The 1,367-nt window shown below is 33.7% G+C and carries 2 protein-coding genes; both read right to left on the bottom strand.

Features of this window, described 5'->3' with window-relative positions; translation table 11 throughout:
- Positions 1 to 220 precede the first annotated feature (220 nt).
- Positions 221 to 904 carry a MarR family winged helix-turn-helix transcriptional regulator gene (locus V7150_RS25795; RefSeq protein WP_335523997.1) on the bottom strand — a complete coding sequence of 228 codons (684 nt, stop codon included), beginning with the start codon at positions 902 to 904 and terminating at the stop codon, positions 221 to 223.
- Between the two features lie 6 nt (positions 905 to 910).
- On the bottom strand, positions 911 to 1,174 hold the full coding sequence (locus V7150_RS25790) for a DUF2533 family protein (RefSeq protein WP_335523995.1): 264 nt from the start codon (positions 1,172 to 1,174) through the stop codon (positions 911 to 913).
- Between the last annotated feature and the right edge of the window lie 193 nt (positions 1,175 to 1,367).

Here is a 1,367-nt window from a genome sequence, read left to right as displayed (position 1 = left end):
CATATATATATTATTTATTTTAGTTATGTCAAGAAGAATATTATGAATATAATAAAAATTCCGAAAACATGTTTAATGGTATGATTAAAGGACAAGAAAAATGCTTTAATTGATCATAATAGTGGTACTCTACATAAAAAAAGCCAACCGGATATATCGGGCTGACCAAAAAATTGATAGGGCTGGAGGTTTGAGGAGGAGAAAGGTTTACCTACTAAAATTAACTTTGTATAATAAACGAAATTAATATTTCCAATTCTTTTGAATTAAGCTGATTCGCATTATCAAAAAACTGTTGTACCAATGTGACCATTTCAGGACTTAATTCCTCACCTACTGACTGAATAATCATTCCAACAACAGCACCGACAAATACAGTAAGCTGCACTTTTGATTCTTGTGATGCATTCACCACATTGACAGTTAGTTCCTTAACAGGATTACCAAGGCTTTTTAGGAAAATAATTAGCACGCAAAGGAAGTAAGCACAGAATTCCAGCTTAACATCGACATTTTTCATTTGCTCCAATATATTATTGATCCCATCCATCAAAGGGAGATTTTGCTGATTTTCAATTAAGTTTGTTGCCTGGTTGAGAATCATTTCCCATTCTTCAGGATTCGAAATTTTTCTTCTTTCTTTTTGAAACAAACGATCCGCCATTTCTGTAGGGGAGAAGACCACAACGGATCGTCCTGTTTCGTTTTCGTTGGTAGCATAAGTTATTTTTAAAAGTCCCTGACATTCGAGGGTCTTCAAAACATCGTATGCAGTCCATTTACTTACACCAATTGCTTCTGCCACTTCCGAATAATGAACAGGAAGATTGGTTGTTTGATACTGATGCCAAATCTGGTCTAAAAATTCCCTTCTCCTTTTCGTTAAGTTTATCGTAGCAGCCACCACCGTTTATTGATTTTTTGTAATTGATTTTACGTAATCTTGAACCATCTCAACCGAAACGTTTTTCCTTGTCGGAATAAATCGCAGATTAATATTATTAATCATATTCGTTACTTCATTTATTTTATCTGTTGAAAAGGGATTGCCTTGTTTACATAATTCAATTGCTTCCTCAATATAGATTTCACGCTGTTGATCCAGAGTCAGAAACTCTTGGTAAGTTTTATTCTGATTAGCAGCATGTTTGATTAAATCTTTATGTACACTCATGATTTCACTCCTAAATTATGGACTGTTTCAATCATACCATAATCAAAAAGGGAGGAGAGCAGGGATTTTTCATCTCATTTATATAGGGATGGAAATATATTAAGTGACGAGTGACACAAAACTCTAAACTCTAAAAACATTACTAAATCGATGTTTAATAGATATGCGTATAGACTTTCGTGTCAATATTCCC

Source organism: Neobacillus drentensis, from assembly GCF_036965245.1.
In the GTDB taxonomy this organism is placed as follows: Bacteria; Bacillota; Bacilli; order Bacillales; family Cytobacillaceae; genus Neobacillus; species Neobacillus drentensis_G.
The sequence above is the reverse complement of the archived record's forward strand: the minus strand, read 5'-3'. Positions and strand labels throughout refer to the sequence as shown.